The following is a 6873-nucleotide window of genomic DNA, read 5'->3' on the forward strand; positions in this document are numbered from 1 at the left end:
TGCAACTGGCCGAAATCAGCCAGATGCAGACCTGGCTGGAGCAATGGTACGACCGCAAGGGCGGACGGCCGGCAGGCACGGCCTGAGGTGCTGAAGCTGATGACAGGGGGCCGTTTCCCTTTACCGAAGCGGCTCCCTGTCCCGCTCGCCCGCCACCATCGCCCCAGCGGGGCGCCCGCTAAAACCTTCCCGGCGAGTGGCCGCTGGGCCTGCGGGCAGTCGCTTCCGGCGTCCAATTGGCCGCCCCCTAATCCGCTCTACGCCGGGGGACGATGTCCGGAAGCCGCGCCGGAGGGCCACACATGAGGTTGCGCCAGATATAAGCTGAACGAGGGCACTCCGGGGACTTGGGAGCGTAAATGCCGAGACAATCATCCTGATCGGTTTCTCACCGAGGAGAAGTCAGCAGTACCTTGGGAAGAGCGCCAGAAAGCGCTGGCTGAGAACGCGAAGCTGAGGCATGAAAATGAGTTCCAGGTAAAGTCCGCGCCTTCTTCGCCGTGAAGCCACGGTACGGAACCCGACGAGTTCATCCAAACGGAGAAGGAGATCCATCCAATCGCATGGCTAAGCGGATCCTGAAGGTTTTGCGGGCTTCGTTCTACCGGCGCCGCAACACCCTACGGGTCCTCGACGGTCCCACCGTTGTCAAGGCCAATGGTTTGTGCCCATGGACGGCCAGCAGAAATGTCCGCTGGTGGCCATGAAAACTGGCGGTCATGGCCTGAAATCCGGGGCAGTCCCATCTGCCCACCGGTGTTCGGTGGCGCAGGCCATGTTGGGGTGTGGGGTTAGCTCATTGGGGTGACTCCTTTTCCGGCCAGGGACCGTCTGAGGCGGATCGATTCCCCTGAGGTCTGGCCGGCGTGCGCGTGGTGCAGTAGCCGGTCCACATTGGCTGTGGCGAGGGCTTTGGGCATGAGCTCGTCAAAGTCGGCGGGATGCAGATTTGAGGAAACCGCGATGGAGCGCTTCTCGTAGGCGGCGTCGACGAGGCGGTAAAGACCCTCGGTCGCGTCCGTGCCCACCGGCAACAGGCCGATGTCATCGACCACCACCAAATCTGCCCGCAGGATCTGAGGTGTGTCAAGGATGTGAGACAGCCGGTTGGTTTCTTTTTGGGTTAGGCGGCCGGCGTTAGCGGCTGGGTTTTGGCCTTGAAGTTGGCCATTGCTGTTGCCGGCGACAGCCCCTCTTTGTTGGTGTGGTGCCGCCAGCGGTTGTAGAACACCTCGATGTAGCGCATGCTCGCCCGGCGGGCGCCCTGCCGGGTGGCGAAGCTGTGGTGGTAGAACTCGGTTTTCAGGGATGAGAACGCGGACTCGGCGACGGCATTGTCCCAGCACACCCCGGTGGCCCCATGGACTGGCGGACACTGTTGCCGGTGCACCAGGCGCCCATTTCCCGGGAGGTGCATGGGTGTCGCGGTCGGAATGGAAGATGGCAACCGGGGCGGGTGTCCTCGGTCCCGGGCCATCGCCAGGGCGCCCGTTACGAGGGAGGCGTGCATGTGGTCGGCTATCGCCCAGCCGACGACCATGCGGGTGCACAGATCGATGACGGCGGCCAGGTATAGTCAGCCCTCGCCGGTGCGCAGGTAAGTGATGTCGCCAACGAGCTTCGAGCCGGGGGTATCTCAGGTGAAGTCCCGGCCGATGAGGTCCGCGACGATGTTGTCCGGGTCTGAGGGGATAGTCGTGCGTTTGAAGGCGCGCATCCGATTGGCTGCCCAGCCGTTCTCCGCCATGATGGCAGCGACCGTTCCCACGGAAACCTCAACAACGCCTCGGCGAGGGCGTTGTCATAGCTATCGCCCTTGGATCCGACGGAGGCCACAGCGTCTGCTTCTTCCAGCCGCTGGGTGTAGCGGATCGCACGGTACTGCACGCCGGCTCCTTATGGATCGTCCGGGCCCCGTAGATGCCGTAGTTCTGAGCGTGGATGCTCTCGATTTTTTCCCCCAGCTTCCGGGCGCTGACCGCTCTGGCGGACTCCGGCCGGGACCGGCGGGCGTAGTACGTGCTCGGGGCGATCTGCAGCGCCTTGCAGATCGCCCGTCCCCGTGTTCCTCGCGGTGCTTGTCCACGAAGGCGCATGTCACCCCGACGGGCGGTCAAGCTCCGCCGCGAAGAAAGCCGAGGCCTGCTTCAGGATCGTGTTCGCCCGGCGCAGTTCACGGACCTCACGCTCGAGTTCAGTGATCCGGACTGCGTCCGCCGTCGTCGTTCCCGGCCGCGGGCCCTCGTCGGTCTCGGCCCGGCTCACCCAGGTCCGCAACGCCTCGGGATTCACCCCGAGATGCTCTCCGATGCGGCGGAACGCGCCGGTCCTGGTTGTGGGGTCTTTCCTTGCATCGATGGCCATCCGCGTTGCGCGCTCACGCAACTCGTTTGGGTACTTTCGCTGTGCCGGCATGGGAATCATCCTTCCGGGTAATCGACGTCTCCATCAAACCCGGTGCGATTCACCTCAGAAAGCACTTAGTTCAGCAGCCGTCCAGAGGCGCCGTTCGCGTTCGTTACCCGAATGTGACATCTCTGCGAATTTACTGTACGGTCGAACGCGTGCCGATTTTCTTCGAAACGGCACTCCCGTGCCGATTGCCTAACTCTGCCGCTGCCCGGGATCCGTTCGAAAAATCGTCCGGCAGAGACGGGGAAACCACATGTTGGCCTGTTCCCAGGCCTTGGGGTGAAGCCGCGCCACTGCATCTTCTTGCGGTGGCTGCGGCCGGGTGTCTCCCATCCGAATCCGACAGCTAACCCCGCAGGCATTGGGAGAGGCTGCTTTTTCATGTCTACAGGCAAAGCTCACGGCCGCCGCCGCGCGGTCACCGTACGCACCAGCCCGCTTGCGACAGTCTCCAAAGCTGTCGCAGACAACGCCGGCGGGGTAGGCCGCCAGGCCGCCGTGATCGCCGCCGCGTCGGGTTTGGTTCTGACCAGCGGGATCGCCGCGCAGGCCGCCGAGGCCCCGGCCCAGCGGGATTCGGCTCCCGTGTCAAACCTGGAGGTGACCGGCCAGGCCCAGAGTCAGCTCCGTGCTGACTCCAGCGTCCGGATTTCCTTTGAGCGCCCGGCAGTCGCCACCACTCCGGCGCCGGTGATTGAAGCGCCTGCGGCGGCCGTCGCAGCGCCCCAGCCAGCGGCGGCCGTCCAAGCGCCGGCGGCGAAGACCCAGATCACCGTCGCCCCGAAGGCCTCGGCTGCGCCCGCTGCTGCTCCCACTGCGGCAGGCGGGGTCAACGCCACTATGGTGTCGGCCGCTTACGCGCAGCTTGGTTTGATTCAGGACTGCACGCGCCTGGTGGAAAAGGCCCTGGGAGCGGCCGGCATTCCGGTTGGAGACCTGGCCCCGATGCAGTTCATGAACTATGGGAAGGTCGTTGGCGCCCCGGCGCCGGGCGATATGGTCATCCAGCCGGGCCACATCGGCATCTACGTCGGCGATGGCCAGGTGCTCAGTTCCGGCATGAACGGCAAGAACCAGACCGTCGTGCATCCGCTGTCGTGGCTGACCGCCACTGGTCCCGTAACGTTCGTGCGGGCCGGCGCCTAAAAGCCTGCGGACGGACCGGTGGTCCGCTGCCTTGGGGGCTGCGGACCACCGGTCCTTTTGCATGTCCGACGGCACTTCCCGTGGTCACATCCGGCGGTGGTTCCTCGGGCCCGACCGACCGGACCCGGCGGGCTGGCCGGCAGGTCCTCCACGGGATCCTGAAGACTTGTCCTGGCGAAGCGGCGCAGACGCAGCGAGTTGCCCACGACCAGGACAGGGCTGGCGGCCATTGCGGCGCCGGCGATCATCGGGGTCAGCGGACCCAGGGCGGCGACCGGGATTCCGATGGCGTTGTAGAAGAAGGCCCTGAACAGGGCGGTTTGGATCGCGGCCAGGGTGCGGCGCGAGAGCTCGATGGCTTGGGCACCCTGGCCGAGGTCATTGCCGATGACCGTGAGGTCGGCGGCTGCGATAGCGAGGTCTGTGCCGCTTCCCATCGCGATGCCCAGATCGGCCTGTGCCAGGGCCGCAGCGTCGTCGACGCCGGCCCGGGTCATCGCCACGGTAGCCCCGGATGCCTGAAGCTTCCGGACCGCTTCCACTTTGCCTTCCGGCAGGACCCCCCCAGGACGTCTTCGGCCGGGATGCCCACGGCGGCGGCAACGCTCGCCGCCGCGGCGGCACTGTCGCCGGTCAGCAGGATGGGCCTGAGCCCCAGGTCTTTGAGTCGGTCGATGGCGGCTGCCCAACCGGCCTTGACTGTGTCGGTGAGGCTGATGATTCCGGCCGTTTCACCGTCCACGCCCACCCAGATAACGGTCGCCCCGCCACGTTCCCGCGACTTCAGTGCCGTGTGGACTTCAGTGCCGTGTGGTGGGTGGCCTCCGGCTCTATGCCGTTGGACTGCAGCCACCCGGCCCGTCCGGCGACCACCCGGCGTCCGCCGACGATGCCACGGACGCCTCTGCCGGGGGGCGCTCTCAAAGCCGGTCACCGGCAGCAACGGTCCAGTGAGGTTGGCAGCGGGGGCGATGGCCTGGGCAATCGGATGCTCGCTGGGCGGACTCCGGCCGGGACCGGCGGGCGTAGTACGTGCTCGGGGCGTCGAGCGCCCGGCCGGGTTCCTCGCATGTCTGGCATTGACCAGCATGACCGGCGGTGACGCCTGGAGTAGATAATAGAACGCCCTCCAGCAATCGCTGGTCGCCTCCATCACCCCGACCGTGACGCTCTGTTTTTCCAGAAACGTCCGCAACTCCAGGATCTGGTTCGTGGTGGATCCCCAGGTGGCGACCGTCGAGGCGAACTGGCCCCGGCGCTTGCCCGGGACGCTGATAGAGACTTTTTCGCGTCGCGTTCGGAGATATCCATCCCAGCGGAACGCTCATGGCTGCCGCGGGGAGGGCAGGGAGCAAATTAGGAATCTCGCACTCGTGTCCGAAGCAGCAATCCACGGTTCCCGTGGAAGTCCTCCACACCAGGCTGAAAACGGGCTAAACTACGGCACCAAGAAGTCACTGCGTTCACCGCAACAAACGCACGCATCATGCAGCTGTCCCCGCCGTCGAGCTACAGCCGACAAGCCGGACACCTCTATTTCGACCCCACGGCGCGGAGGAGCCCCTGGACCGCTGAAAACGACACATCTTCTTTGTCCCCGCAGCGCGAATGTCCCTCCATCGCGTACACTGCTAAGTGGCGTGAGGAACCGTATGCACAGCCAAGCGAAGTGAGTACGACTATGGGCCGTTAAATCGTGGTCAACGCTTATGAAAATACTGGGGCAGATGCGCCGGCACGAGGGCTGCTCGCGCCCGTACCTAGAGCCGTACTAGGCCGGGCGGCCGCGCCGTGGATGCTGCCGCTGAAGCCGGCGACTGCGAACGTCAGCCGGCGTTCCAGCTTTATCAACATCGCCTACGCGACTACACGTACACGCATTGCCCCTTATTCCGCGACTTACGTCACCGACCGTGGGAACGGAAGGCACTCGGCATGAATCGCCCGTGCTGACCAAAGCCGGGATGTCACCGCCCCGATCACATGTGTCGTCAGCTTTACCACTGCCTAGAGTCATTCAGGAAGACAAGGGGCCGCACTTGACCGCTCGTGATCTGTCGCTTTTGATGTTTGGTGTTGTTGCAAGGAGCCTGTGGCAGGTAGTACTGCGATGACCGCCCCTCTCGAGGCATTCGACGTCATCATAGTCGGCGCCGGACCGGGTGGCTCCGCGGCGGCGATAAGTGCCTTGCACACGCGGCCATCCGCCAGGGTATTGGTTTTAGATCGGGCACCCCTGGGCCGGGACAAAGTTTGTGGCGACGGGGTCAGCCCCGACGCCGTCAGGGAACTTGCCGGCCTCGGCCTTCCCGAACTGCTCCATCCGAGCGAACGTGTGTTTCGCTTCCGGCTGGTCGCCGGAGATGCGCATACGACCGGAACTGCGCCAATGCCCGGGTACATCGTTCCCCGGGCTGACCTCGACCACCGGCTCATGGTCGCTGCCGGTCGTGTCGGGGCGATCTACCGCCAGCATGTTGTGCGCGAAGTACAGCAAAGTCTGAGCCGCGTGGTCGTTGACGGAAAATATAGTGCACCGGTACTGATCGGTGCCGACGGGGCGAACTCGACGGTCCGCCGTGCGGTGGGACAACCGCCCAACCGCGGTCGCCATATGGCCGTCGCCATCCGAGGTTACGCTCCGGCCCCCGATGGATTCGATGGGCTTTACCTTCGCTGGGACCCGCTACCTGGCACCGGCCTGAGCTACGCATGGGCGTTTCCAACAAACCACGGAACAATCAATCTGGGTTACGGGACGGCTGCTTCGGTGATGAGCAGGGCGAGGTTGGTGGATCGCGCAGCCGAACTACTTCCGGGCTTCTCGGTCCGCTCCACCAGAATGGCCGGACACCTGTTGCCGTTATCAACCCATATGCCCCGCCCCTCTGTCGGCCGTGTGCTACTCGTCGGCGACGCCGCCAGTCTTGTAAATCCGCTATCTGGAGAAGGCATTTTCTACGCACTGGCCTCAGGTGCGCTCGCAGGGAGTGCCGCGGTGGCTGCCAATGCTGGCGACAGCTATTCCCACACGCTTCGAAGAAGATTCGGTCGCCAACACCGCCAGCTGAAAGCACTGTACCCACTTCTTGACAGGCCTTCTGCTGTGATGACTGCTCTTCGAGCCTGCGGGCGGGATCCGCAACTCCTTCAGCAATTGAGCTCCGTTGGGCTGGGCGAGGGCACCTTCGATGCCGCGGATCTGGCCCGCTTCGCCGCCACCCTCTGGAAGAGTTGACCGTCCTAAGATGCATCCGCTAAGCCTTGATCCACCGACGGGCTGGTTGAGGACGGCGGGATTTGGTTTGGCCGGGC

The 6873-nt window shown here is 64.7% G+C and carries 8 protein-coding genes, 1 riboswitch and 1 other annotated feature; of the genes, 2 read left to right on the forward strand and 6 right to left on the reverse strand.

What is annotated here, in order from left to right; translation table 11 throughout:
• Positions 1-791: 791 nt before the first annotated feature.
• The 4 genes from ABIN76_RS17640 to ABIN76_RS17655 all read right to left on the reverse strand — a co-directional run bounded on the left by ABIN76_RS17640 (position 792) and on the right by ABIN76_RS17655 (position 2415).
• Entirely contained in the window at positions 792-1217 is a 426-nt protein-coding gene (locus ABIN76_RS17640) for an ATP-binding protein (RefSeq protein ID WP_346960959.1), read from the reverse strand.
• Positions 1124-1540, reverse strand: a complete 417-nt coding sequence (locus ABIN76_RS17645; protein WP_346960954.1) for an IS3 family transposase — start codon at positions 1538-1540, stop codon at positions 1124-1126. Before ABIN76_RS17645 ends, ABIN76_RS17640 begins: the two co-directional genes overlap by 94 nt.
• A gap of 96 nt (positions 1541-1636) precedes the next feature.
• Positions 1637-1768 carry a hypothetical protein gene (locus ABIN76_RS17650; protein WP_346960955.1) on the reverse strand — a complete coding sequence of 44 codons (132 nt, stop codon included), beginning with the start codon at positions 1766-1768 and terminating at the stop codon, positions 1637-1639.
• 256 nt (positions 1769-2024) lie between these two features.
• Positions 2025-2137 (reverse strand) — a sequence feature (AL1L pseudoknot).
• Positions 2098-2415 (reverse strand): transposase, encoded by a 318-nt coding sequence (locus tag ABIN76_RS17655; protein ID WP_346960956.1) that lies wholly within the window; start codon positions 2413-2415, stop codon positions 2098-2100. (Overlaps the previous feature by 40 nt.)
• A 176-nt stretch (positions 2416-2591) precedes the next feature.
• Positions 2592-2787, forward strand: a riboswitch (cyclic di-AMP (ydaO/yuaA leader).
• Positions 2788-2793: 6 nt separating this feature from the next.
• Here ABIN76_RS17655 and ABIN76_RS17660 point away from each other — a divergent pair.
• Positions 2794-3558 carry a hypothetical protein gene (locus ABIN76_RS17660; protein ID WP_346960957.1) on the forward strand — a complete coding sequence of 255 codons (765 nt, stop codon included), beginning with the start codon at positions 2794-2796 and terminating at the stop codon, positions 3556-3558.
• On the opposite strand, the gene ABIN76_RS17665 is transcribed toward ABIN76_RS17660, so the two are convergent.
• A complete protein-coding gene (locus ABIN76_RS17665; RefSeq protein WP_346960961.1) occupies positions 3555-4100 on the reverse strand; it encodes a hypothetical protein in 546 nt (181 codons plus the stop codon). The genes ABIN76_RS17660 and ABIN76_RS17665 overlap by 4 nt on opposite strands.
• Positions 4052-4711 (reverse strand): HAD family hydrolase, encoded by a 660-nt coding sequence (locus tag ABIN76_RS17670; protein ID WP_346960960.1) that lies wholly within the window; start codon positions 4709-4711, stop codon positions 4052-4054. The genes ABIN76_RS17665 and ABIN76_RS17670 overlap by 49 nt, the downstream gene beginning before the upstream one ends.
• A 957-nt stretch (positions 4712-5668) precedes the next feature.
• Between ABIN76_RS17670 and ABIN76_RS17675 the strand changes: the two genes are divergently transcribed.
• On the forward strand, positions 5669-6796 hold the full coding sequence (locus tag ABIN76_RS17675; RefSeq protein WP_346960958.1) for a geranylgeranyl reductase family protein: 1128 nt from the start codon (positions 5669-5671) through the stop codon (positions 6794-6796).
• The last annotated feature ends 77 nt before the right edge of the window (positions 6797-6873 follow it).

The organism is uncultured Arthrobacter sp. (assembly GCF_964021775.1).
Classification (GTDB): Bacteria; Actinomycetota; Actinomycetes; order Actinomycetales; family Micrococcaceae; genus Arthrobacter.